This is a genomic window from Agreia bicolorata (assembly GCF_000938265.1).
GTDB classification, from domain to species: domain Bacteria; phylum Actinomycetota; class Actinomycetes; order Actinomycetales; family Microbacteriaceae; genus Agreia; species Agreia bicolorata.
On record NZ_JYFC01000001.1, the window covers coordinates 704869 to 727890 of the forward strand.

A 23022-nucleotide genomic window follows, 5' to 3' on the forward strand; every position below is an offset into this window, starting at 1 on the left:
GAATGTTATCCGTGAGACCTCAAGTCTCATTCGTGCTCTTGTTTGGGTGCCATACGAATGCGAGCATGAAGTTGTACCCCAAACGAGGGGTGCTCGTATTGAAAGGCAGTATCTTGATAAAAAACAGTAGAGCTACCGCATCAATGTTGATAGGCGCCACGTTGGTGCTGGGTTCGATGGTCGCGGCCCCTTCGGTTGCCGGCGCAGAGCCGCTGGACAGGACACAGACTGCCGAATCGGCTCTAGGGGCGCTCGGTCTTCTCTCACCTGTCGGTGCCGAGGTCGGTGACGATGCTCGCGCTCTCGATGTGGACAGTGCTCAGCAGTCGAGCGCGTCTCTGTCGCTAAGCACGGGGCTCACCGTGCAGCACGAGAACCGTACCGTCAGCATCACGCCGGGAGCTGACACTACGTCCGCCCAGACCGGCGCATCTGGTTCGCTGATCTACGGAACAGACGGCTCCTACGACTATGCATTCACCGGACCGGGCCACGCCCTCAACGCTGGCTACGCCGTCATCAACGACGCCTCCGCTCCGACCGAGTACAGGTTCAATGTTGCCGTCGATGGTGCGCCTGCCACCCTTGAGCTCACGGAAGGGTCGGTCGCCATCAAGGACGCTGCCGGCACGACGGTCAATGTCATCAATCCGGCTTGGGCGGTGGATGCCTCGGGGGCCAGTATTAGTACGAGCTTCTCGCTCGACGGCAGTACCCTCGTGCAGCACGTCGAACACGCGGGCGCCGCGTACCCCGTCGTTGCGGACCCGAGCCTGGCGTGCGACATCGCCTGGTGCACTGTCATGTTCGATAAGACCGAGACGAAGACAGCTTCCGCGTCGTTGGCTGCCGCGGGAGCTCTTCTCTGCGGCTCGGCAGCGGTCGCCAATGTTTACGTCGGTGCTGCCTGCACCGCTTACGCCGCGGTTTTCTTCGTGGCATCAGTGCAGGCAGATAACTCCGGTCAGTGCGTGGGTGCGCGCTTCCTGAGAATCGGAGGGTCCTTGCATCCGGTCATCCAGGACTGCTAGACAGAGTGACGAGCGAGGAGAACCACATGTCGAATACGCGAGATCTGAGTTCAGCCATGCGCCATGAGCTGCGAAATCCCGTCATCGGTGTGCTGGCGATCATCCTCTATGGCGGATCGGCGGTTCTCCTGCTGCTCTTCTGGTTCACCGACTTACGCAGCGATCTGGCTCCTTTCGTGGGCCAAGGTATTCCCATCGTTGTCGTGATTTTCACTGTCGCAATCGGTCTCCGCGCACGGAAGCGAATGCGCGCAGGCGACCCCAGGCGCTGACCTGAGGAACGGACGACGAGACCCCTGACCCCCATTTTGGAAGGCGGGGGTCTCTCGCTTAACGATCGTGCACCGAACCGCGGACGCCTCTCCCTGTAGGTGCGACGCCTTGAAGCCCAGGGGATCCGTGACAGGTCCGACGCGCACCGCGCCACCGAGCGATCACAGCAGTAGAGGGCAGCGAACCTACCGGATGCAGATTGTCCTCTCTCAGGCCATTCCGCCGATCTTTCAGCGATCACACTTTCAGTCCAGAAATGGAGGGTTGCCCACAGCGAGTTCGGCTACCTCGACGACGGCATCGTGCTGCATGACCGGGTAGTAGTTCTCGCGGAGTTGCTCGGCGAAACTGGCCATGTCCGTGTCTGCAGGCTGGTGAGTGTTCTCGGGGGTCAGAGTGTTGAACCGATAGCAGTTGACGGAGGTAACCCAGCCTGTCAGCGACTTGGCGGCGGGTGATCGTCAAGAACGAAAATGGAAGGTCCGACCTGCGCGTTCGATCCGCCTCGTCGTGGCCCTCGTAACGCACCTGGCGTCCCGCCGTCGACCGCGATCATGACGGTCTCCTCCGGACTCGCCTTCGTGCCGCTGCCGGCCACGCCCACCTACAGCGCGACCAAAGCCGCCATCCATTCGTTCTCGCAGAGCCTGCGCGTGCAGCTGGCCGACACCGCGATCGAGGTTCTCGAGCTCGCGCCGCCGGCGGTCGCCACGAGCCTCATGGGCCAGGAGGGCCACCCGAATGCGATGCCGGTCGACGAGTTCCTCGACGAGACCATGTCGATCCTCGAATCGAATCCGGATGCGACGGAAATTCTCGTAGACCGCGTGCGGTTCCTGAGATTCGCCGAGGCCGAAGGCCGTTTCGACAACGTTCTTTCCCTGCTCAGCGGTCGCGTTTGACCGACAACCGTCTCACGGGCACGGCGCGAGTGAAATGATTGGCCGGTGTACTCCGAGACCCAACTGCCGCAGGGCGCGGTGCTGTGGCGGTCACACGACAGCGCAGGTGGGGCGGTCGTACCCGCCGACGGGTGCGTCGACCTGATACTTCGTGACGGCTAGGTAGACGTGGCTGGGCCCTCGACGCGATGGATCACAACGGGTCGCGATGGAGCGAGCGGATCGTTCGGCCTCAGGCTCCTTCCCGGGCGAGCTGGCCATCTCCTCGGCATCGACCTCCATGAATTCGCGGATTGGCTCATCCCTCTCGACGACCTCGTCGGCCGTGGCCTGGCGATGCGGCTACGTGAGGCGATGATTCCGCTCGAGGTCGGGGCGGGGGCCCACGGGGCTCTCGCCTCGATCGCGGCTGAGGTCGCAGAGTCGAGCCGGTGGTCGGAGTCAGTGCGCGAGGCGGCCTCCGATGCGCTACCGGCAGAAGTCGTCTCAGGGGAGATGAGCGGTTCCGCCCGTTCCTTCCGAAGGCGCATGCTGGCAACGTTCGGTTACGGGTACGCCACCCTTGTGCGTCTAGAACGAGCTCGCCGAGCGCAGAGACTGCTGCGTTCGGGATCGCCGATCGCATCGGCGGCGGCGGAAGCGGGCTTCGCGGACCAGCCCCATCTTTCACGGGAGTTCCGGAGGCTGGTCGGCGAGAGCCCCGCTCAGTTCGCAGCGAGCTCAGCATAAAGGTCGACCGAGTTTCCGTCTGGGTCGAGCAGCGTCGCGTACCGCTGCCCCCAGTGCGCATCCCATGGCTCCACGTGTGCGGTGTGCCCGGCATCGATGAGCGAGGCAAAGGCGGCGTCGACCTCTGCCGGCGTTCCCTTGTCGAAGGCGAGCGCAATGCGGTGTCCGCCGGTTGCGGAGATGAAAGTCGGGTCGAATCCACGGATGGTCTCGACCGTGTCCCAAGCGAGGGCTATGCCGTTGTCGAGCTTCGCGTCTACGTGGGGTGCGTCGTCCTGACCCGCTTCAATGTGCACGCCCAGAGCACGGTAGAAGGCGAGAGAAGCCGCCATGTCGTTGGTCACGATGCCGATGAAGCCCAGTTTCAGTGTCATGGCCTCACCGTACGACTGATCCGCGAACTCGGTCGTGAACAGAACGGCCAGCAACGCGCGTTGTGGGCTCGCCTTACGGGCGCCCGCCGGGGAGCCTTGGGTTGCCCCCTGAGCAGGTAGACAATGGTGTGATGACAACCGCTCGTGTGGTCTCCGTCAGTAGTGATGATGAGCACCGCTTCACCAAACCTCCTCGCGAGGCGATCACCCTCATCGCCGGGCTGGGCGTCGAGGGGGACGCACACTTCGGCGCGACGGTGCAGCACCTCTCGCGAGTGCGCCGCGACCCCACTCAGCCTAACCTCCGCCAGGTTCACCTCATACATCGAGAGCTGTTCGACGAGATCGACGCCGACGTCACTCCTGGCCAGCTCGGTGAGAACGTCACGACCGAGGGAATCGACCTGCTCGGGCTCCCCCGTGGCACAGTGCTTCGGCTCGGAGCTGACGCAACGGTGGAAGTGACGGGGCTACGGAATCCGTGTCTGCAGATCGACCGGTTCGAGCCTGGCTTACTCAAACAGGTGGTGGGAACAGACCACGAGGGTCATACGATCCGCAAGGCAGGCGTGATGGCCGTTGTACTCGCCGGCGGAGTGGTCAAGCCGGGCGACGCCATCGCGGTCGAACTTCCGCAGGCAATCACCGAACCACTCTCCCCGGTTTGAGCGGCGCCTCTGGCCTGGAGCGCGGGCAGGGTTCTCATCACCTGAAGGGACTCAGCCGTCCTGCTCGACGGCCGACAGCGGATTCGTGATGGTCTCGAGCGACTTGCGCTCGGCATCCACCCCGAAGATCAGGGCGATCAGACCTCCCACGAACATGATCGCGGCTCCCAGGAAGTATCCGAAGGTCAGGGGGCCGCGGTCGGTTCCGTCGCCGATCAGAATGCCGTAGAGCAGCGGGGCGACCGAGCCGGCGATCTGGCCGAGCGCGAAGAAGTACGAGATGGCCTGGCTGCGGATCTCGAGCGGGAACGTCTCGCTGACGGTGAGGTAGGCGCTGGAGGCCCCGGCGGACGCGAAGAAGAACGACACACACCAGAAGACGGTCTGGGTCGTGGCGTTCAGCACGTCCATGCTGAACAGCACGGCGGATGCCGCCAGTACGGCCGCCGAGACACCGTACGTGAGGAAGATCATCTTGCGTCTGCCCCACACGTCGAAGAGGTGCCCGAGCAGGAGTGGCCCGAGCAGATTGCCGATCGCAAACGGAAAGAAGAAGTACTGGGTCGACGACGGTGACGTGCCATAGAAGTTCTGCAGCACCAGTGCGTAGGTGAAGAAGATCGCGTTGTAGAGGAACGACTGGGTGACCATCATCGTGGCGCCCACGAGGGTGCGCTTCGGGTAGAGCTTGAAGAGAACGTGCACGATCGTGCGGAACGGCACGTGCTCGGTCTGTGTGACCGTGATCGCCTTGCTCTCGTCGACCGGCTCGATGTCTCCGCCCTGGTCGTGAACGCGCTTCTCGATGTCGTCGACCGTCGACTCGGCCTCCTCCTCGCGACCGTGGGTCATCAGCCAGCGCGGGCTCTCGGGAATGTGCCGACGCAGGTAGATGATGGCGAGTCCGAGCACCGGTCCGATGAAGAAGCCGATGCGCCAGCCGACGTTCTCGTCGAAGATGTCGGGGTTCAGCAGGAACAGGTTCGCGGCCGACCCGAGGGCTGCGCCGCCCCAGTAGGTGCCGTTGATCGCGATGTCGACGCGGCCACGGTACTTCGACGGGATGAGTTCATCGATGGCCGAGTTGATGGCTGCGTACTCACCACCGATGCCCATACCCGCGAAGAACCGGAACACGAGCAGGAACCACATGTTCGGGGCCAGACCGGCGATGCCGCTCGCGAGGAGATAGATGACCAGCGTCAGAATGAAGAGCTTCTTGCGTCCGAGCTTGTCGGAGAGACGCCCGAAGATAAGGGCTCCCGCGATCTGCCCGAACAGGTAGACGGTTCCGAGCAGACCCACCTCGGCGGCGGTCATGTCGAGCGCTTTCTGGAATCCGGCGGAGGCGACGATCTGGATCTCGAGCCCGTCGAGCACCCACGAGAAGCCGAGTCCGACGACGATCGACCAATGGAATCTGGTCCACGGTAGACGGTCCATGCGGGCGGGCACGAGGCTCCGGATTCCGCCATCCTTGTCGCGGGCTGGTGTAGACGTCGACACCGGAACTCCTTCTCGTCGGTTGTAGAACGTCAACAGGTTAGTCACACCGGAAAAAGGCTCCACAGCCGGTGCGGATCGACCCCGCGAGGTCTACAATCCGCGCGGCGATTCGTGCCATCCACGCCTCGAAGCGCTCGGTTATCCGGCGAACCGAGCCAGGATGTTGCGCGGCGAGTATGCGACGGCCGCTCGGCGATTAGGGTCTGGGTGTGACCGCATACGTCTCCCTCTTCGACCTGTTCTCGGTGGGCATCGGCCCTTCGAGTTCGCACACCGTCGGCCCGATGCGCGCCGCGCTCGATTTCGTCGACCGTCTCCGCGCATCCGGATCGCTCGAAGACGTTCGCAGCGTCACCTGCTCGCTCTATGGCTCGCTCGGCGCAACGGGCCTCGGACACGGAACTCCCGATGCGATCGTCGCCGGGCTTCAGGGACTCGACCCCGAGACCTGCGATCCGGCGCTTGTGCACGGCGCGTGGTCCGGACTCGTTCGTGGCAGCTCGACCGCCTTGCGCGACGCGGGATTCCTCGAACTCGCGTCCGGCGGCGACCGACGATCCATAAATCTGGGCGGCACGCATCCGATCGCCATCGAGCAGTCAGACGTCTCGTTCGAGGCGCACACACGGCTGCCTGGCCACCCGAATGCCCTGAGCCTCGTCGCGTGGGGCGATTCGGATGCGCTCCCGGCGCTCAGCGAGACGTATTACTCGGTCGGCGGCGGGTTCATCAAGCGCGACGGAGACGACTCGTCGAGTATTCCGCTGGTCGAGCATCCGCTGTCGTTCACGAGCGCGGACGCATTGCTGAAGATCTGCGAATCGACAGGTCTCAGCATCGCCGAGGTCGCCTGGCGCATCGAGACCGAACTGCACGGCGAGGACGCCGTGCGCGCACAGCTCGACCGCATCTGGAATGCGATGGAGGCATGTATCGACGCGGGCCTCACCGCCACGGGCACGCTGCCGGGCGGACTCAACGTGCCAAGACGAGCGACCCGCCTCCGCGAGCGGCTCGAGCTCGAACGCCAGACGGCGACGGGCGATCACGACACATCGACAGAGTGGCTGCACGCCTACGCTCTGGCGGTCAACGAGGAGAATGCGGCGGGCGGCCGCGTCGTCACGGCACCGACCAATGGCGCGGCGGGCATTGTTCCCGCCGTCGGCCGCTACTACCTCGACTTCGTGCGCGGGGCAGATCGAGAAGGAATCCACCGCTACCTGCTGACGGCCACGGCGATCGGGTCGCTGTTCAAGTCGAACGCGTCGATCTCGGGCGCCGAGGCAGGGTGCCAGGGCGAGGTCGGCTCGGCCTGCGCCATGGCGTGCGGTGCGCTCTGCGCCGTGCTCGGAGGAACACCGCGCCAGGTCGAGAACGCGGCGGAGATCGCCATGGAGCACCACCTCGGCCTCACGTGCGATCCGGTCGGCGGCCTCGTGCAGGTTCCGTGCATCGAGCGCAACGCGATCGCCTCGTCGACCGCCGTGAGCGCAGCGCGACTCGCCATGAACGGCGACGGAACGCACCTGGTCTCGCTCGACATGGTGATCGAGACGATGCGGCAGACCGGTGTCGACATGTCGACGAAGTACAAGGAGACGAGCGAGGGCGGCCTCGCCGTGAACGTCATCGAGTGCTGACGATCGACTGACGCTCTAGAACAATCGAGCGTCGCCGTCGTCCAGGCGCAGCGACGACCGCAGCAGCGCCGGGCCTCTCGTGAGCTCGCCGCTGGTCAGCGGCTCACAGCGCAACCCGCCCCGGCCGCGCAGCGCCTTGTGTGCTCCAGGTGCGAGCATCACGTCCATCCACGCGCACGGATTCGCCGGCCGATGCGCGTGGAACAGCACCGGGCCCGAGCCCGAATCGAGCGTGAAATCAGCGCCGCGAAGACGGTCGACATCCACACCGCGAATCAGGATGTTGCGACGCGTGTCGAGCGGGTCCAGCGCCTTGGCAAGGCCCAGCGCCCGTTCGACGTGCTCGACCGACTCGACGGCCATGATTGTGACCGAGGCCGTGCGGTGTGCCGCCTTGCCGAAGTGTCTGTCGCCGACGATGCCCAGATGTGCACGAACGGTGATGCGCTCGAAGTCCTCTGCGCCGACCGCCGGCCTCGGCCCGTCTGACGGGCGACCCTCGTAGCGATGGAGGCTGGAGGACAGCAGATGCTCGATGCGCACCCTGTACTCGAACTCGAGATTCGGTCCGAATGCGTCCTCCACACTCCACAGGCTAGCCGGGCTTTATTACCCCCGCTTACGAGGGAGGCTGCGCTGTCGGTGGCTCGGGTTAGCGTATGCGTGTGAATACCGTTACGCCGCTCGCGCCCGGGCCCTACCTCCCCTCGTCGACCGTATCGACGCAGTGGCTCGCCGACCACCTCGGTGCAGACAACCTGGCGGTCGTGCGGGCTGCGAACCGGGTGCGGCTCCTCTCGCTGCGCATCGACGCCGCGGCCAGCACGGTCGTCGTCTACGACGAGAGCGATGGCCTGTGCGCCGCCGAGTCGGCACGCACTCTGCGTGAGGCCGGTTTCGAACGCGTGGCTGTCCTCCGCGGTGGCCGACAGAAGTGGCTCAGCGAGCAGCGACCGATCGACCTCGACGACCTCGCTCATCGCAACGGCCAGTCACCGCTCTACGCCAGCTACCCGCTCCATGCCAGCTACGTCGATCCGGGTTACGTCGAGCCCCGCCTCGCGTAGCTCCGCCAACGGCGCGGCACGAGCAGAATCTCCCGTGATCACGCTGTCGATACCGTCCACGGGCGCGACTCGGCCGAGGTGAACCTGCCCGATCTTCGACCCGTCGGCTAGAACGATCCGTCGGGTCGCGGCCCCGAGCATCCGTCTCTTGATCTCGGCCTCGGGCAGGTTGATGTTCGTGATGCCATGCTCCACATCGACTCCGTTGCAGCCGATGAAGGCGATGTCGGCGTGCAGGCTGTCGAAGAGGCCGTCGGCCATGGGGTTGACCAGAGAATGCTGCAGAGCCCGCAGAGTGCCGCCGGTGACGATGACGCTGAACCGGGGCAGCGCGCTCTCGAGCTCGAGCGCGATCTTGAGGCCGTTCGTGATGATGATCACGTCGTGCAGATCGGCGCGATCGACGAGAGCCCTTGCCAACGCCGCCGCCGTGGTACCCACGTCGATGATCACGGAGTCACCCGACGAGACCAGCGTCGCGGCGTGGGCAGCGATGCGCAGCTTCTCGTCCCAGAGAGAACCGAGCGCCTCTTCGAAGGCCGGCTCGGTGCGCCTCGAGGTTGCCGATGTCACCGCTCCCCCGTGCACACGATCGAGTCGGCCCGCGGCTTCGAGAGAGTCGAGGTCGGATCTGATCGTCACCTCGGAAACGCCGAAGAGCACGCTCAACTCGGCGACCTTCACAAACCCGCCCGCCGCCAACAGTTCGAGTATGCGGGCGCGTCTCACCGGGGCGGGGGCATTTGCGAAGTCGACATCGGACACAAGAAGACTTTCGTTTATTTGCGATTGCTTGTCAATTCTTGCCGTGCAATACTGTCGCCTGTTGTGCCGCCGAGCGTTGTCCACGCTCCCGAGAAAGGGCTCGCTATGTCCACCATCGCCGTTCGTGAGACTGTGCTCTCAGACGGACGTCAGCTCATCTACTTCGATGACGCCGACACCACTCTCTCGCCCGAGCGACGAGCCGACTCTCGAGTGCTCGATCCGCGCGCTGCGACGGCGAGCATGAGGCAAGACGTGCTGACCGGCGAGTGGGTCTCGATCGCGGCCGCACGACAGAACCGCGTGTTCCTGCCGTCTGACGACGCCGACCCGCTGGCTCCCGCGACTGCTACGAACCCCTCTGAGATTCCCGACAATTACGACGTGGCCGTCTTCGAGAACCGCTCACCCTCGTTCGGGCCGCTGCTCGTCGACGACAACGCGCCCCGAGGCCTCGACGACCTCGCCGAACTCGGGCTCGAGCGCACCCGCACCTCGGTTGGCCGATGCGAGGTCGTCTGCTTCAGCCCCGCCCACACCGGATCGTTCGCCTCGCAGACGTCCTCACGCGCCCGCACGATCGTCGAAGCGTGGGCTCAGCGCACGGCCGCCCTGAGCGCCATGCCCTCGATCGAGCAGGTCTTTCCGTTCGAGAACCGCGGCGCCGAGATCGGCGTCACGCTCAACCACCCGCATGGCCAGATCTACGCGTACCCCTATGTGACGCCACGCACCACGAAGCTGCTCGACTCGATCGAACGGTTCGGCCCCGACATGTTCGCCCAGATCCTCGAGCGCGAACAGGCCTCCGAGCGGGTGCTTCTGCGCGGCGAACATTTCACGGCGTTTGTGCCGTTCGCGGCACGCTGGCCCATCGAGGTGCACATGCTGCCGCACCGCCACATCCCGGACCTCGCGGCGACAACCCCTGACGAGCGCGACGAACTGGCCGTGCTCTACCTGCGGCTGCTGCGCGGCATCGACGCACTGTACGACACCCCCACGCCCTACATCGCCGCCTGGCACCAGGCGCCGGTGAACAAAGGACGCGATGACGTGCGCCTGATGCTGCAGGTTACGTCGCCCCGGCGAGCTGCGAATCGCCTCAAGTACCTCGCAGGCTCGGAAGCCGCCATGGGCGCCTTCATCGGAGACGTGCCGCCGGAGACATCCGCAGCACTCGTTCGCGAGGCGATCGCCCGCGCAGACCAGGAGAACCCCGTATGACCCACGACGACATCGCCGCGCAGGCGGCCGCCGACTTCCGCTCACAGTTCGGCCGTGCCGCCGACGGAGTCTGGTCTGCACCCGGCCGCGTCAACCTGATCGGCGAGCACACCGACTACAACGAGGGCTTCGTGCTGCCGTTCGCCATCGACAGGCGCACCTGGGCTGCCGTCGGCCTGCGCGACGACAACACGGCGCGCGTTACGAGCACCTTCAGCGACGACGAAGTCGAGATCGAGCTCTCCACCGTCGGCCCTGAGCAACTCGAAGGATGGTCAGCCTACCCGCTCGGTATCGCCTGGGCCCTCGGTCAGAACGGCGTCGAGCTCGCCGAGCAGCACGGGTTCGACGCGCACATCGCCTCCGACGTTCCGGTTGGCGCCGGGCTCTCGTCGTCAGCCGCCATCGAGTGCGCCGTCGCCATCGCTCTCGACGAGCGCTGGCAGCTGGCAATCGACAGGCCGACCCTGGCGCGCGTCGGCCAGCTGGCAGAGAACGAGGCCGTGGGCGCCCCCACCGGAATCATGGATCAGTCGGCCTCGCTGCTCGGCCGGCGCGACTCCGCCGTGTTCCTCGACTGCCGCTCGCTGCGTTCCGAGATCGTCGACCTCGGCTTCGCCGCGGCTGGGCTCGCGATCGTGATCATCGATACCAAGGTGAGTCACTCGCACGCGACCGGCGGTTATGCCGCTCGCCGCGCATCCTGCGAGGCCGGCGCCGCCGCGCTCGGCGTCGAGAGCCTGCGCGACGTGGGCGTAGCCGACCTCGACCGCGCACGCGAGATCATGGACGACGAGACGTTCCGCCGCGTCCGACACGTCGTCACCGAGAACGCTCGTGTGCTCGCCACCGTGCGCACACTCCGCGAAAGCGGCCCCCTCGCCATCGGCGAGATTCTGGACGCGTCGCACGTCTCGATGAGAGACGACTTCGAAATCTCGGTTGCCGAACTCGACCTCGCGGTCGTGGCGGCGCGTGAGGCAGGCGCCATCGGCGCCCGCATGACCGGCGGCGGCTTCGGCGGAGCAGCGATCGCGCTCACTCCCCTAGCTCTCATCGACGAGGTCACCGCCCGCGTCGGCGAAGCATTCGCGCAGGCCGGCTACACCGCACCCGAGATCTTCACGGTCACGCCGTCAGACGGGGCGAAGCGCGAGCTCTAAGTCGACGGGCTCCGTGAGCGGCAGCCGGCACACGAAGTCAGTGCAGAGGTAGGCGGTGCTTCGCCCGTTCGATGCGGCGCGCCCCGCGAGAAGCCCGAAGCCGGCCTCGGCCCATTCGCGAGCTTGCGTCTCGGTCACGACGACGGTCAACGATTCTGTGTTCGCGCGCGCCTCGTCGACGAGCCGGTCGGATGCGTCGGCCTCGGTTCCTGGAGTCACGACGACCAGCTGCTCGGTCGGCTCGAGCAGCCGCTGAACGAGTTCGAGCGTCGCTCCGTAGCCGATGGGCCGAGGAAAAGCCTCGGGAGCGACTCCCCCGATCGTCTGCGACACGACGTCGCGGTAGCGAGCCTCGCCCGTGAGGTCGAACAGAGTGAGCGCGGCGGAGCAGACAGCGCTGATGCCGGAGGGGTACGCCCCCTCCGCGGTGTCGACCGCCGCAGCGATGTTCTGGGCCGACAGCACCGAATCCCGCCCGCCCGGCGCCGTGAACCCGGCGTCAAGCACCGAGTCGATGAGCCGGCGGGCGCTGTTCGCATAGCGCACCTGACCGGAGACCGTCGCCAGAGCCAACAGTCCGCCGGCGAACGCGCCGTAATCCTCGAGCGTCGCGGCCGCATCCGACCGTCGTGAACCGATGGATGCGCGCACGAGCGATCCATCGGCCGAGACATGCGACTCCAGCAGGTAGTCGGCAGCTCGCGTCGCAGACGCGATCCAGTCTGGCCTGTCCAGCGCGAAACCCGCCCGCGCGAGTGCCGCGATCGCGAGCCCGTTCCAGCCGGTGAGAATCTTGGCGTCGACGGCGGGAGGCGTCTCGAGGGCCCGACCCGCGGCATCCAGCGCGTAGTAGCCGCCCTCGCTTCGCGACCCCGCGACCGTGCTCTCGGAATCCTGGGCCGAGCCGAAGCCACCCTCGGGCTGCTGCAGCACGGAGGTGAGGAACGACGCGATTCCCTCGGCTGTCTCGCGCGACTCCGCGGTCGCGGCATCCGGGCTCGCCCCGACTCTCGCGTACTCGTCGAGCAGAAGCGCGTTGTCATAGAGCATGCGCTCGTAGTGCGGATCGCTCCAGTCTCGATTCACGCTGTAGCGAAAGAATCCGCCCTCGATCGCGTCACGCAGGGGCGAGCGGCTCATGGCGAGGAGGGTGCGCGTGGCGAGCGGACTGCCTCGTCGAAGCAGCATCGACAGAACGGGAGCCACGGGGAATTTCGGGGCGCCGCCGAATCCGCCGTACGTGGTGTCTTCGTAGGCCTCGAGCTCGCGCACCGCCTGCGCTAAACGAGCATCTGCGTCGGCGGGCAGCGCGCCCCGGGGTGTCGCTGCGGCGGCCTGCGCCAGCGCATCCGATATCGCCTCGGCCGTCAGGTCGACCTGATCGCGTCTCGCCTGCCAGGCGTCGTCGACCGCGTCGAGCACTTGGGCGAACGACGGGTGGCCCTGGACCGGAGTGGGAGGCGAGTAGGTTCCGGCGAAGAACGCTTTGCCTTGCGGAGTGACGAAGACGTTCAGCGGCCAGCCGAGGCCTTGCGTGAAGGCTCCGGCGGCGGCGAGATACACGGAGTCGACCTCGGGATGCTCCTCGCGGTCGACCTTGATCGCCACGAACCGAGAGTTGAGCTGCGCCGCGAGCTCCGGGTCGGAGAACGACTCGCGCGCCATCACATGACACCAGTGACAGGTGGAGTACCCGATCGAGACGAGAACGGGAACGTCGCGGCGCGCAGCCTCGTCGAAGGCCTCTGTGCCCCAGGGAAACCAGTCGACCGGGTTGTCGGCGTGCGACCGAAGATAGGGGCTGATCGCGTCGTAAAGCCTGTTCGCCATATCATTCAGCGTAGGCTCGCCGCGGGCAGCCGAACACCCCGCCATCGAAGGGATGACGATCGTGTACTCTCAGGCCGTTCCGCAGTTCGACACGACTCCTCTGACGTCCTCCCCTCCCGAAACAGCCCTTCAGGCATTCGCTGAGACCAATGCTCTGCACTACGAGACGTCGGCGCCCGCACCCGCGTACGGCGGCGCGCTCTTCGAATATCTCGAGAACGCCTCTGTGAGCGATCGCTTCAGCGGCGAGGTGGGAGGACGACTCTTCGACGTCGGCACCGTGACCGGCACCGTCGGTGGATCGCAGTCGCGCACGACGTCGGGAGGCGTGCAGATCACGAGCTCGTTCACGTCGACCCGACGCGCCACGCACGGCTACCTCGTCATCCGGCTCGACCGAGCGCTGCCTCATATCGTGCTCGACGCGACCCAGAACGACCGCACGTTCGGCTCGAGCATCCCGATGCCCATCGCCCAAGACCAGCGGCTGTCACTCGAGGGCGACTTCGACAACCACTTCCGCCTGTACTGCCCGACAGGCTACGAGCGCGACGCTCTCTACGTGATGACACCCGATCTCATGGCTCTGCTTATCGACGACGCGGGCGACCTCGACGCCGAGATCGTCGACGACCTCTTCTATCTCTATTCGAACGACGCGTTCGACGTGGCCGATCCGGCCCTGTGGCAGCGGCTCGCATCTATTCGAGCAGTCCTCGGGGCGAAAGCTCTGTCTCAGACGGAGAACTACTCCGATGACCGCGTCGCGGGTCGCGCAGCCAATGCTGTCGGCGAAGACGGCAGGCGGCTCCGCCAGACGTTCATCGCCGCAGACTCAAGCATGACGCCCCGCCGACTCCTGTTCATCGTCGGCGGGGCATTCGTGCTGATCTTCGGCGTCGTCATCACCGGATTCGTTCTGATCTGGGGCGCGATCTCGCCCTGATCGGTGCTGGCGTGGCGGGTCAGTTGACCTCGTCGGGGTGCCCGCCGACGCGGCCGTCCTTCTCGAGGGCGGTGATCGATTGCTGCTCGGCATCGCTCAGCTCGAAGTCGAAGATCTCGAAGTTCTCGACTATGCGCTCGCGGTTGTTCGACTTGGGAAAGATGATGTTGCCGAGCTGGATGTGCCAGCGCAGGATCACCTGGGCGAGCGACTTGCCGTGTGCATCCGCAATCGCCTGCACGTTCGGGTCTTTCAGCAGGGCGCCGTGGGCGAGCGGGCTCCACGCCTCTGTCGCGATTCCGTACTCGCGACCGAATGCGGTGATATCGCGCTGCTGGAATTCGGGGTGCAGCTCGATCTGATTGACGGCGGGAACCACGTCGGTCTCGCTCAGCAGACGGGTCAGGTGCTCGACCGTGAAGTTCGACACGCCGATCGACTTGGCACGGCCCGACTCGCGGATCTTCTCGAGAGCCTTCCACGCCTCGACGTAGTTGTCGTTCGCGGGGGCCGGCCAGTGGATGAGGTACAGGTCGACATAGTCGAGCTGCAGGCGACCGAGGCTCTTCTCGAAGGCTTCAAGACCAGATTCATAACCCTGATCTGCGTTCCACAGCTTCGTGGTGATGAACAGCTCATCGCGGTTGATGCCGCTGGTCTTGATGGCGTGACCGACGCCCTCTTCGTTGCCATAGATCTTGGCGGTGTCGATGTGCCGGTAGCCCACCTCGAACGCCTCGCTGACGACGCGCGACGTCTTGTCGGGGTCGACCTTGAAGACGCCGAAGCCGAGCTGCGGAATGGTGTTGCCGTCGTTCAGGGTGATCGTGGGTACTGAAGATTCAGAAGTAGTCATTGGTCAATGCTGTCACGTTGGCCGGCCGATGAGACGGCCTTGACGGCGTGGGCCACGAGGTTCCGGCCGGTGTCGAACTCACCGATGAGTTCCACCAGCTCCGCCGCCAGATCGCGTGTGCCTCGGCCGAGCCGGGGAGGCGTTTCGAGACTCCGCACGAGTTCCGCCGCGTGAAGCGCCTCAATGGCGAAGATCTGTCGGCAGAGAACGATCTGCCTCTGCATGAGGCGCACGGCCAAGGGCGCGAATGAGGCATGGTCCTCGACCTCAGAAAGCGTGGTTCCGGATGTCGACACCGGGTTGGCGAGGTGCCTCACCTCGGCGAGCAGGTCAGCCGCCGCATACCAGGTGAGACCCGGCACGGCGTTGCTGCCCGCACGCCGGAGCGGAGTCGCGAGACCCGAGAGCACGGCGATGCGGCGTTCGGAGATGCCCGCCGCGTGGGCGAGGGCGACGCGCAGGCTCTCGAGAGCCAGGACAAGTCCGAGAGGCTCGAAATTGCCGTTCGACACCAGCGCTCCCCCGCTGCCGGCCTCGTCGAGCACAACGAGCGGGTTGTCGCCCGGAGCGTTGAGTTCGGACTCGACGACCGATGCGGCGAGCGCGGAGGCGTCTCGAAGGGCGCCATGCACCTGCGGCACCGTGCGGAACGACAAGGGATCCTGCACCGACGTCGCGCACCCGGCCTCGTCGAGCAGGCCGCCGGCCACGCGCGACAGGATGGCCCAGGCCGTCTGCTGCCTGCCGACCGAGCGTCTCGCGTGCACGCGCGGGTCGAACGGCGCCAGCGAGCCGCCAGAGCCGGCGGCGCCCAGAGCCTCGAGCGACAGGGCCGCGACCGCGTCGGCTTCGTGGGCGAGCGCTCGCAGATCGGAGATCACGAGAGCACCCACGCCGATCGAATAGGAGTTCGCGCTGATGGCTGCGAGCGCCTCGCCCGCCGCGAACGGCAGACTCCCTCGCACGTGCGCGGCGATCTCGGCGAGCAGAGCGAGGTCGGACGCGCCCACCGAGCCCGTCGCATAGACCTCGGGAAGCGGGCCGCCGTCGAGGAGCCGCGCATACGCATCCGCGAGCTCGGGTCGCACGCCCGAGCCACCCAGCGAGAAGCCGACCACGCGGGCGAAGACCAGCGCGCGCACCTCGCGTTCGGCGAGCGGGTCGCCGATGCTGCCCCGGTGGTTATCGATGATGCGGTTCTGAAAGGCGGCGATCTCGTCGGCTGCGACGCGTGTGTCGCGGCCGGCACCCAGGTGGGTGTTCAGGCCGTAGACGGCCGATCCTGATTGCTGCGCCGACTCAACAACGCGACGGGCGCGAGCGATCGTGCCGACGACATCCGGGGCCAACTCGACCGACGCCCCGTCTGCCACGGCGACGACATCGTCGATCGTGATCGGCTGCCCCTCGAGCCGGAGCACGCTCATCAGAAGTCCAGGAGGTTGCCGCGCAGGCCACCGTCACCGAACTCGCGACGGATGAGTCCCCGCTTTCGCAGCACAGGAACGAGAGGGTCAAGGGTGCGGTGCACGTTCGCGGGATGCACCTGGCCGGCGAAGAGGAATCCGTCTCCGCCGCTGGCCTCGCCGAGGGCCTCGAGGTGATCGACGATCTCGTCGGCCGTGCCGATCACCGCGAGCCCGTCGCGGTTCGCGCGCACCTGCAGGATCTCGCGGAGCGTGGAGCCGGGCGGCGCCGACTTGACGAAGTTGTCGAGGGTTCCCTGGTTGCTGTTCGTGGTGAGTTCGGGCAGGGGCGCGTCGAGGTCGAAAGCTTTGAAGTCGACTCCCGAGAGGTACGAGATCGACTGGAGCGCCTCGTCGATCGCGGCCTGGTTGAGGTCTGAGCGCCGGGCCTTCACGCTGGCGGTCTCCTCCGCGTTCGCGGTGACGATCGGCGTGACCGCGAAGAGCACCTTCACGTGGTCGGGGTTGCGGCCGGCCGCCAGGGCGACCTGGCGGATGCTGTCGCGAAACTCGCGGTTGCGCTCAGGCGTCGACGACAGGGCGATGATCACGTCGGAGTTCTGCCCCGCGAAGTCTCGCCCACGGCCAGATGCGCCTGCCTGCACCATGACCGGTTCCTCGGGAAGCGGCGCCGTGTTGATCGGGCCACGCACCTTGAAGAATCGGCCGTCGTGGTTGATGGGGGCCACCTTGGTGAAGTCGGCGAAGACGCCGCGCTCGGCATCCTCGACGATCGCGTCGGGCTGCCAGCTGCGCCAGAGCTTGCGAATGACGCTCACCCACTCGTCGGCACGGTCGTAGCGCAGGTCGTGCTCGATCTGCTTGTCGAGACCGTAGTTCTGGGCGGCGAGATCGCTTCCGCTGGTCACGACGTTCCAGCCGAGGCGGCCGTCGGCGAAGTGCTGCAGCGTCGCCAGAAGACGAGCCGCCGTGAACGGTTCGTAGAACGAGGCGCTCAGCGTCGGCACGATGCCGAGGTTCTCGGTCGCCGACAACAGATAGGGAACGAGTGGCAGCGGGTCGTGCTTCGGAGCGAACCGTGCGTTGGCGAGGTTGACCTCGCTCGTGCCGCCGTAGGTGTCGGGAACGGTGACGCCATCTTCGATGATCAGCAGGTCGAGGCCGCTGTGCTCGAACAGGCGCGCGGCGTCTTGGTAGACCTGCGGCTTCTTCCAGTCGTAACCGATGCCGTAGGTGGGATCGCCCCATCCCTGAACCCCGAAACCCGCGCCGAGAAACCATCCGAAGTGAAGCAGAGCCATAACGAAGAACCTTTGGAGAAGTGGGCGTGGGTCAGATCGAATACGTGCCGACGCCGAGGTCGGTGAGCCACGCATCGTCGAACGCCTTGGTCAGATAGTTCGCGCCGGTGTCGGGAGCGATCGCGACGACCACCGAGCCCTGCGAAGCCTTCGCCGCCACGCGCAGAGCGACGGCCACGGCGAGCGCTGACGAGGGTCCGAGCAGCAGAGCCTCCGAGGCCGCGAGCGTGTGCACGGTGTCGTAGATCTCCTGATCCGAGACCACCACATACTCGTCGACGACCTCGTGATGGTATGTCCGCGGCCAATTCGGCTGGGTCCACCGGTTGCCGGCGCCCTCGACATTGATCTGCCCTGCCGCGTTTCCGCTGTAGGTCGACCCGGTCGGGTCGGCCCCGATGACCCGGATGTGATCGGCCGAGACATCTTTGAGGTAACGGCCGGTTCCACTGATCGTTCCGCCCGTGCCGACGGATGCGACGAGGTGCGTGACCTTGTGGGCCGTCTGTCGCCAGATCTCCGGACCCGTGGTCTGGTAGTGCGCTCCGGGGTTGCTCTCGTTCTCGTACTGCGAGGGGCGCCATGCGTTGGGCAGATCTGCCGCGATGCGATCAGCGATGGCCCGCGCGTTGTTCGGGCTCTCGGGCGGCGCCTCCCAGTCGGCCTCGACCAGCCGCGCGCCGTAGGCCTTCAGCACGGCGCGCTTCTCGTCGGAGATGTACGCGCTGTGGATGATCACCACGGGGTGACCGGTGAGTCTGCCCACGAGCGCCAAACCGATGCCGGTGTTGCCGGAGCTGGACTCCACGATGGTGGCGCCGGGCTTGAGCGCACCGCTCGCCTCGGCAGCGCGCACCATGTGCAGGGCGATGCGATCCTTCACGGATCCTCCCGCGTTGCGGCTCTCGAGTTTCACGAGCACGCGGGCCGGCAGCCCCTGAGCCAGAACGTTGAGTTCGATCAGAGGCGTGTTGCCGATGAGCGAGAGTACCGAGGGGGTGACGTCTTCGACGAGTTCCGCACACGGCTCCTGTCCTGACGCCGGAGCGGCCTGGGGATGCGTGTCGAGGTTCGTCATGAAGCGAGAATACGGTGAGGACGACGCTTCATAGCGTCGTGTGTCGCCCTGTTACACAGCGGTCACGGAGGCTCCCGCACGGCCGCGGCGTTAGCATTGCTCGCGGCATTCGGAGTCAGTCAAGTGGAGGTATTCGCATGAGCCAAGGATCACTCGTCTTCGCGGGCGGCGGCGTCGCCGGGATCGCATGGGAGCTGGGCGTCGTACAGGGGCTTCTCGATGCAGACCCGGCTCTCGTCGATCGCCTGCTCGCCCCGCAGACCCGGTTCATCGGAACGTCTGCCGGATCCGCTGTCGCCGCGCAGCTCGCCGGCACAACCGGCCTCGCCGCGTCGTTCGCCGCACAGCTCGAGGAGGAGACAGCCGAGCTCGGGGCAGACGTCGACGTGCAGGAGCTGCAGGCACGCTTCCTTTCCGCCGTCGAGGGAGCGACCTCGCCCACCGATGCCCTCCAGCGCATCGGCCGGCTCGCGCTCGAGACGCCGTCGGTCGACGAATCGGTTCGCCTCGAGGTCATCCGATCACGTCTCGTCGACAGCGAATGGCCAGAGCGAGACCTGAAGATCACGGCCGTCGAGGTCGAACGCGGCGAGTTCGTCGTCTTCGACCGGTCGAGCGGCGTCGACCTCGTCGACGCCATCGCCGCGAGTTGCGCCGTTCCGGGCGTCTGGCCGCCGGTCACCATCGGCGGTTCCCGTTACATGGATGGCGGGGCCCGGTCAGGCAGCAACGCCGACCTCGCCGCCGGCTCCGATTGGGTTGTCATCGTGACGCCTCTTCCCGGCGTGGGCGATCCCGGTGTCGGCACCGTCCCGACCGCGGAGCTCGACGCTCTCGGCGGCGTTCCGACCACCATCGTCTATGCCGACGCCGCGTCCATCGCGGCCTTCGGCCCGAATCCACTCGACCCCACGACCCGCCGCGCATCGGCCGAGGCGGGCCGCGCGGTCGGTCGCGCATCCGCCGCCCGCATCGCGGCCGTGCTCGACCAGGCGGAGTGACCGTGCTGTTCGAGAGCCGAGGCGCGCGTCCGCGGGTCGATCCGGATGCGCTGGTCGCGGCATCCGCAATCGTTTCCGGCGACGTGACGATCGGAGCCGGCTCGCGGATCATGCACGGCGCCGTACTGACTGCCGAGGACGGTCCGATCGTGATCGGCGCCAACGTCGTTGTGCTGGAGAACGCGGTGATCCGTGGACGGGCGGGCTATCCGGCCATCATCGGCGACGGCGTCATGATCGGGCCGCACGCCCACGTCAACGGCTGCGTCGTGGGTGACGGCGCGTTCCTCGCCACGGGCTCGTCGGTCTTTCCCGGCGCGACCATCGGCGACGGGGCCGAGGTGCGCATCAACGCCGTCGTACAGGTGAACACGCGGCTCGCTGCGGGCGCCGTCGTTCCCATCTCCTGGGTGGCCGTCGGCGACCCGGCTCAGCTCTTCTCCCCCGACAGGCACGACGAGATCTGGGCCGTGCAGCGCACGCTCGATTTTGTGGGCACCGTGTACGGAGCCGGCCCGGATGCCACGATGGCCGACATCATGCGATCGCAGTCGGACTTCTACGGGGAGCACCACGGCGACACTGCGATCGCCGACTAACCTGCCTGTGACGCCACCTGCGCTGGTCGAGTACGCCGCCTGCGTCCGTACCGAGGCCACCGCTCCCTGAGCTTGTCGAAGGGCTCCCGGGCCGTGCATGACTACTCCTCCACAGGGCATCGATCACTAAAGTTATCCACAGCAATATCCCCTGATCAAGCACCGAATGCTCACCCGAAGTCAATGTCGGTGGCTGCTGTTTGACTTCTCGTATGTCAAACACCATCCCGCTCCTCGAGCCCGACCCGTACACGGTCGCGCTCGAGGAGGTCGCCGCCCTCGACACGCAGATAGCCCGCCTCTCTGCGGTCAGGGCCAAACGCGTCACCGAGGCCCAGCGGCACCTGCACCGCCAGGCCCCGGTCGACACGTCCACCGCAGGTCCGCGGTGGTCCACGGCCCGGGTCGAGAGGATCGAGCTCCTCACCGAACTCGCGCTCCTGACTCGCCGCACCGAACACCGAACTGCCGTTCTCGTCGACACCAGCACCGCCCTCGTCGACCGCCTCCCCGCAACCCTCGCGGCGGTCGCTGCCGGTGCAGTGTCGTGGGAGCACGCCGAGGTCATCGCGAAGCACGCCGACGGCCTGCAGGGCGAAGCGCTTTCTCTTTACGACACCCGGTTGGCGGTGTTGGCAACTGAGGTGAACCCGAAGCAGCTCGAGAAGAAAGCCCGCCACGAAGTCGAACTCGCCCAACCCACCACCGCCGTCGAACGGGCGGAGAAAGCGGCGGGGACGCGGCGGATCTATATCGATCCGGCAGCGGATGGCATGGCCTGCCTCACCCTGTTCGCCCCGGCACCGGAGATCCACGCCATCGCAGACCGCGCAGTCAGATTGGCGGCGGGGTTGAAGACCAGTGGGGACCCGCGCAGCATGGGGCACCTGAAAGTAGACGTCCTCACCGACCTGCTCCTCAACGGGGAACCATCCATCCCGGGAGCGACCCACGGTATTCGCGGTCGGGTGCACATCATGGTCCCGGCGATGACGGTGTTGGGTGTGGGTGAGGAGGCGGCGATCCTCCGCGGCTACGGTCCCATCGACCCCGCCACCGCAGCCCAACTCACCGCCGACGCGACGTCGTGGCGGCGCATCCTCACCGACCCCATCACGGGACGCATCCTGGCCACCGACCCTAGGGACTACCGTCCGACCGCGCAGATGATCGACCACGCCAGACTCGTCCACCCGGAATGCGTGTTCCCGGGCTGCACGGTCCCGGCAGAGCAGGCCGACATGGACCACACCGAAGACCACGCCTACGGCGGGGGAACTATCCCTGAGAACCTCGCACCGCTGAGCGCGGGTCATCATCGGGTGAAGCACCACACCAGGTGGCAGTTCGTTCAGAACGGAGACGACACCCTCACCGCGACATCACCCGCCGGACACGTGTACGTCATCCGGCCCGAAGGCCGGATGAAACCCGCACCACGGCAACTCATCAAAGCCGCAGCCGCAGCCGCATCAGCCGCGACGACCACGGAAGAGGACAACCTCGACAACTGCCCCTTCTAACCACCACCCCGGGCCTCGATACGGCCTCGGGCGGCCTCCTCGACCAGCGCAGGAATCTGCGCCGATCGAGCAGCGGCGCGAGGAACGAGCCCGCGTATCGAGATCACCCCGACCGTGGCAGAAGTACGCGCTGGTCGGTCATGCTGGACGCATGGAAAGCCGTCACGTCAGCCGCGTCATTTCGGCGAGCCCGCAGACTGTCTACGAGGTCGCCGTGAATGTCGACAACCTGCTGACGTGGGCGTCCGGGCTGGCGCACTCCGAGGTGACCCGCGAGGGTGACACCCTCTGGGTCGACTCGCCCATGGGCCGGGTCTCGGTGCGCTTCGTCGCGCCCAACGAGTTCGGCATCCTCGATCACGACGTGACCCTGCCATCAGGGGCGACCGTCACCAACCCGTTGAGGGTGATCGCCCACCCGGACGGGGCGGAGATCATCTTCACGGTGCGTCAGCTCGACCTCACCGACGACGAGTTCGACAGCGATGCGACGACGGTGGGAGAAGACCTCGACCGTCTGCGCGAGCTCGTCGAAGAGGTTACGAGGTCTCGACCCGGTACTTGAACCCGACGTGAGACGCCTCGAAGCCGAGCCGCTCGTAGAAGCGGTGCGCATCCACCCGGGCAGCATCTGACGTCAACTGCACGAGCGGCACGCCGGAGACGCGAGCGTCCTCGATCGCCCAGCGCATCATCGCCGCACCGACGCCGCGGTTGCGCTGACTCGACGAGACCCGCACGGCCTCGATCTGCAGGCGAGACGCTCCGCGCCTGGCGAGACCGGGAATCACCGTGAGCTGCATGGTCGCAACGACCGCACCTACAGAGTCGACGACGACCAGCAATCGCTGCGCCGGGTCCCGATCGATCGCGGCGAAGGCCACCTCGTAGGCTTCGCGGTCGCTGGCATCGGCCGAGTCGCCGCGCGCTGCACTGATCGGGTCGTCGGCCAGCAGATCGATGATCACCGAGAGGTCGTCGATCGTCGCCCGCCGGAGAAACACGGAACCATCGGGCAGATCGAGAGTCACAGCATCCATTCCGGCCACGATACCGGCCGCGGCACCGGCCATGAGGGCACGACCGACCCCGGAGAATCTAGAATGGAATGCC

General features: G+C 66.3%; 24 protein-coding genes. 14 read left to right on the forward strand and 10 right to left on the reverse strand.

The window, feature by feature from the left end; translation table 11 throughout:
• Positions 1-164: 164 nt before the first annotated feature.
• From TZ00_RS18615 to TZ00_RS03315, 4 genes are all read left to right on the forward strand, one after another.
• On the forward strand, positions 165-1031 hold the full coding sequence (locus TZ00_RS18615) for a hypothetical protein (protein WP_052521233.1): 867 nt from the start codon (positions 165-167) through the stop codon (positions 1029-1031).
• 26 nt (positions 1032-1057) lie between these two features.
• Positions 1058-1303 carry a hypothetical protein gene (locus tag TZ00_RS03305; RefSeq protein WP_044439135.1) on the forward strand — a complete coding sequence of 82 codons (246 nt, stop codon included), beginning with the start codon at positions 1058-1060 and terminating at the stop codon, positions 1301-1303.
• Between the two features lie 555 nt (positions 1304-1858).
• On the forward strand, positions 1859-2206 hold the full coding sequence (locus TZ00_RS03310; protein WP_152631066.1) for an SDR family NAD(P)-dependent oxidoreductase: 348 nt from the start codon (positions 1859-1861) through the stop codon (positions 2204-2206).
• A 168-nt stretch (positions 2207-2374) separates the two neighbouring features.
• Positions 2375-2935, forward strand: a complete 561-nt coding sequence (locus tag TZ00_RS03315) for a helix-turn-helix domain-containing protein (RefSeq protein WP_052521234.1) — start codon at positions 2375-2377, stop codon at positions 2933-2935.
• Here the strand turns inward: TZ00_RS03315 and TZ00_RS03320 are convergent.
• On the reverse strand, positions 2911-3309 hold the full coding sequence (locus TZ00_RS03320; RefSeq protein WP_044439388.1) for a VOC family protein: 399 nt from the start codon (positions 3307-3309) through the stop codon (positions 2911-2913). The genes TZ00_RS03315 and TZ00_RS03320 overlap by 25 nt on opposite strands.
• Positions 3310-3440: 131 nt before the next feature.
• On the opposite strand from TZ00_RS03320, the gene TZ00_RS03325 reads away from it, so the two are divergent.
• Positions 3441-3977 (forward strand): MOSC domain-containing protein, encoded by a 537-nt coding sequence (locus TZ00_RS03325; RefSeq protein ID WP_044439136.1) that lies wholly within the window; start codon positions 3441-3443, stop codon positions 3975-3977.
• A 51-nt stretch (positions 3978-4028) separates the two neighbouring features.
• Here TZ00_RS03325 and TZ00_RS03330 read toward each other — a convergent pair whose 3' ends face one another.
• Complete coding sequence (locus TZ00_RS03330) at positions 4029-5420, reverse strand: MFS transporter (protein ID WP_044439137.1); 1392 nt, start codon at positions 5418-5420, stop codon at positions 4029-4031.
• 272 nt (positions 5421-5692) lie between these two features.
• On the opposite strand from TZ00_RS03330, the gene TZ00_RS03335 reads away from it, so the two are divergent.
• Complete coding sequence (locus TZ00_RS03335) at positions 5693-7126, forward strand: L-serine ammonia-lyase (RefSeq protein ID WP_044439139.1); 1434 nt, start codon at positions 5693-5695, stop codon at positions 7124-7126.
• A 15-nt stretch (positions 7127-7141) separates the two neighbouring features.
• On the opposite strand, the gene TZ00_RS03340 is transcribed toward TZ00_RS03335, so the two are convergent.
• Positions 7142-7711, reverse strand: coding sequence for an MOSC domain-containing protein (locus TZ00_RS03340; protein ID WP_044439140.1), 570 nt, complete (start codon positions 7709-7711; stop codon positions 7142-7144).
• 80 nt (positions 7712-7791) lie between these two features.
• On the opposite strand from TZ00_RS03340, the gene TZ00_RS03345 reads away from it, so the two are divergent.
• Positions 7792-8193 carry a rhodanese-like domain-containing protein gene (locus TZ00_RS03345; protein ID WP_161793722.1) on the forward strand — a complete coding sequence of 134 codons (402 nt, stop codon included), beginning with the start codon at positions 7792-7794 and terminating at the stop codon, positions 8191-8193.
• On the opposite strand, the gene TZ00_RS03350 is transcribed toward TZ00_RS03345, so the two are convergent.
• Complete coding sequence (locus tag TZ00_RS03350; RefSeq protein WP_044439144.1) at positions 8119-8958, reverse strand: DeoR/GlpR family DNA-binding transcription regulator; 840 nt, start codon at positions 8956-8958, stop codon at positions 8119-8121. The genes TZ00_RS03345 and TZ00_RS03350 overlap by 75 nt on opposite strands.
• Before the next feature lie 105 nt (positions 8959-9063).
• Here TZ00_RS03350 and galT point away from each other — a divergent pair, with 105 nt between their 5' ends.
• Together galT and galK are read left to right on the forward strand one after the other, a co-directional pair.
• A complete protein-coding gene (galT, locus tag TZ00_RS03355; protein ID WP_044439146.1) occupies positions 9064-10185 on the forward strand; it encodes a galactose-1-phosphate uridylyltransferase in 1122 nt (373 codons plus the stop codon).
• A complete protein-coding gene (gene galK / locus TZ00_RS03360) occupies positions 10182-11348 on the forward strand; it encodes a galactokinase (RefSeq protein ID WP_044439148.1) in 1167 nt (388 codons plus the stop codon). Before galT ends, galK begins: the two co-directional genes overlap by 4 nt.
• On the opposite strand, the gene TZ00_RS03365 is transcribed toward galK, so the two are convergent.
• The gene (locus TZ00_RS03365; protein WP_044439150.1) at positions 11322-13178 is read right to left on the reverse strand and encodes a thioredoxin domain-containing protein; all 1857 of its coding nucleotides are present in this window, start codon (positions 13176-13178) and stop codon (positions 11322-11324) included. The genes galK and TZ00_RS03365 overlap by 27 nt on opposite strands.
• Before the next feature lie 52 nt (positions 13179-13230).
• Here TZ00_RS03365 and TZ00_RS18620 point away from each other — a divergent pair, with 52 nt between their 5' ends.
• Positions 13231-14124 (forward strand): hypothetical protein, encoded by an 894-nt coding sequence (locus TZ00_RS18620; protein ID WP_052521235.1) that lies wholly within the window; start codon positions 13231-13233, stop codon positions 14122-14124.
• 19 nt (positions 14125-14143) lie between these two features.
• Here TZ00_RS18620 and TZ00_RS03375 read toward each other — a convergent pair whose 3' ends face one another.
• From TZ00_RS03375 to TZ00_RS03390, 4 genes are read right to left on the reverse strand one after another with little or no spacing between them, the layout of a single operon-like run.
• On the reverse strand, positions 14144-14980 hold the full coding sequence (locus tag TZ00_RS03375; protein ID WP_044439151.1) for an aldo/keto reductase: 837 nt from the start codon (positions 14978-14980) through the stop codon (positions 14144-14146).
• Positions 14977-16407, reverse strand: coding sequence for an aromatic amino acid lyase (locus TZ00_RS03380; RefSeq protein ID WP_044439153.1), 1431 nt, complete (start codon positions 16405-16407; stop codon positions 14977-14979). The genes TZ00_RS03375 and TZ00_RS03380 overlap by 4 nt, the downstream gene beginning before the upstream one ends.
• Positions 16407-17708: an NtaA/DmoA family FMN-dependent monooxygenase gene (locus TZ00_RS03385; RefSeq protein WP_044439155.1), complete on the reverse strand. Its 1302-nt coding sequence runs from the start codon at positions 17706-17708 to the stop codon at positions 16407-16409. The genes TZ00_RS03380 and TZ00_RS03385 overlap by 1 nt, the downstream gene beginning before the upstream one ends.
• A 31-nt stretch (positions 17709-17739) precedes the next feature.
• Positions 17740-18786 (reverse strand): PLP-dependent cysteine synthase family protein, encoded by a 1047-nt coding sequence (locus tag TZ00_RS03390; protein WP_084605876.1) that lies wholly within the window; start codon positions 18784-18786, stop codon positions 17740-17742.
• A gap of 137 nt (positions 18787-18923) precedes the next feature.
• On the opposite strand from TZ00_RS03390, the gene TZ00_RS03395 reads away from it, so the two are divergent.
• The 4 genes from TZ00_RS03395 to TZ00_RS03410 all read left to right on the forward strand — a co-directional run bounded on the left by TZ00_RS03395 (position 18924) and on the right by TZ00_RS03410 (position 22474).
• Positions 18924-19787 carry a patatin-like phospholipase family protein gene (locus TZ00_RS03395; protein WP_044439156.1) on the forward strand — a complete coding sequence of 288 codons (864 nt, stop codon included), beginning with the start codon at positions 18924-18926 and terminating at the stop codon, positions 19785-19787.
• A complete protein-coding gene (locus TZ00_RS03400; RefSeq protein WP_238579551.1) occupies positions 19784-20386 on the forward strand; it encodes a gamma carbonic anhydrase family protein in 603 nt (200 codons plus the stop codon). Before TZ00_RS03395 ends, TZ00_RS03400 begins: the two co-directional genes overlap by 4 nt.
• Positions 20387-20598: 212 nt before the next feature.
• The gene (locus TZ00_RS03405; protein WP_044439159.1) at positions 20599-21909 is read left to right on the forward strand and encodes an HNH endonuclease signature motif containing protein; all 1311 of its coding nucleotides are present in this window, start codon (positions 20599-20601) and stop codon (positions 21907-21909) included.
• Between the two features lie 151 nt (positions 21910-22060).
• Positions 22061-22474 carry a polyketide cyclase gene (locus TZ00_RS03410; RefSeq protein ID WP_044439161.1) on the forward strand — a complete coding sequence of 138 codons (414 nt, stop codon included), beginning with the start codon at positions 22061-22063 and terminating at the stop codon, positions 22472-22474.
• Here TZ00_RS03410 and TZ00_RS03415 read toward each other — a convergent pair.
• Positions 22449-22982: a GNAT family N-acetyltransferase gene (locus TZ00_RS03415; protein WP_202965814.1), complete on the reverse strand. Its 534-nt coding sequence runs from the start codon at positions 22980-22982 to the stop codon at positions 22449-22451. The genes TZ00_RS03410 and TZ00_RS03415 overlap by 26 nt on opposite strands.
• Positions 22983-23022: the final 40 nt, after the last annotated feature.

What these genes read in the sequence shown, in the direction of transcription:
- TZ00_RS03305 (WP_044439135.1), top strand. Translation starts at nt 1,058, where the DNA reads ATGTCGAATACGCGAGATCTGAGTTCAGCCATGCGCCATGAGCTGCGA.
- TZ00_RS03310 (WP_152631066.1), top strand. Translation starts at nt 1,859, where the DNA reads ATGACGGTCTCCTCCGGACTCGCCTTCGTGCCGCTGCCGGCCACGCCC.
- TZ00_RS03320 (WP_044439388.1), bottom strand. Translation starts at nt 3,309, where the DNA reads ATGACACTGAAACTGGGCTTCATCGGCATCGTGACCAACGACATGGCG.
- TZ00_RS03325 (WP_044439136.1), top strand. Translation starts at nt 3,441, where the DNA reads ATGACAACCGCTCGTGTGGTCTCCGTCAGTAGTGATGATGAGCACCGC.
- TZ00_RS03330 (WP_044439137.1), bottom strand. Translation starts at nt 5,420, where the DNA reads ATGGACCGTCTACCGTGGACCAGATTCCATTGGTCGATCGTCGTCGGA.
- galT (WP_044439146.1), top strand. Translation starts at nt 9,064, where the DNA reads ATGTCCACCATCGCCGTTCGTGAGACTGTGCTCTCAGACGGACGTCAG.
- galK (WP_044439148.1), top strand. Translation starts at nt 10,182, where the DNA reads ATGACCCACGACGACATCGCCGCGCAGGCGGCCGCCGACTTCCGCTCA.
- TZ00_RS03365 (WP_044439150.1), bottom strand. Translation starts at nt 13,178, where the DNA reads ATGGCGAACAGGCTTTACGACGCGATCAGCCCCTATCTTCGGTCGCAC.
- TZ00_RS18620 (WP_052521235.1), top strand. Translation starts at nt 13,231, where the DNA reads ATGACGATCGTGTACTCTCAGGCCGTTCCGCAGTTCGACACGACTCCT.
- TZ00_RS03375 (WP_044439151.1), bottom strand. Translation starts at nt 14,980, where the DNA reads ATGACTACTTCTGAATCTTCAGTACCCACGATCACCCTGAACGACGGC.
- TZ00_RS03380 (WP_044439153.1), bottom strand. Translation starts at nt 16,407, where the DNA reads ATGAGCGTGCTCCGGCTCGAGGGGCAGCCGATCACGATCGACGATGTC.
- TZ00_RS03385 (WP_044439155.1), bottom strand. Translation starts at nt 17,708, where the DNA reads ATGGCTCTGCTTCACTTCGGATGGTTTCTCGGCGCGGGTTTCGGGGTT.
- TZ00_RS03390 (WP_084605876.1), bottom strand. Translation starts at nt 18,786, where the DNA reads ATGACGAACCTCGACACGCATCCCCAGGCCGCTCCGGCGTCAGGACAG.
- TZ00_RS03395 (WP_044439156.1), top strand. Translation starts at nt 18,924, where the DNA reads ATGAGCCAAGGATCACTCGTCTTCGCGGGCGGCGGCGTCGCCGGGATC.
- TZ00_RS03405 (WP_044439159.1), top strand. Translation starts at nt 20,599, where the DNA reads ATGTCAAACACCATCCCGCTCCTCGAGCCCGACCCGTACACGGTCGCG.
- TZ00_RS03410 (WP_044439161.1), top strand. Translation starts at nt 22,061, where the DNA reads ATGGAAAGCCGTCACGTCAGCCGCGTCATTTCGGCGAGCCCGCAGACT.
- TZ00_RS03415 (WP_202965814.1), bottom strand. Translation starts at nt 22,982, where the DNA reads ATGGCCGGTGCCGCGGCCGGTATCGTGGCCGGAATGGATGCTGTGACT.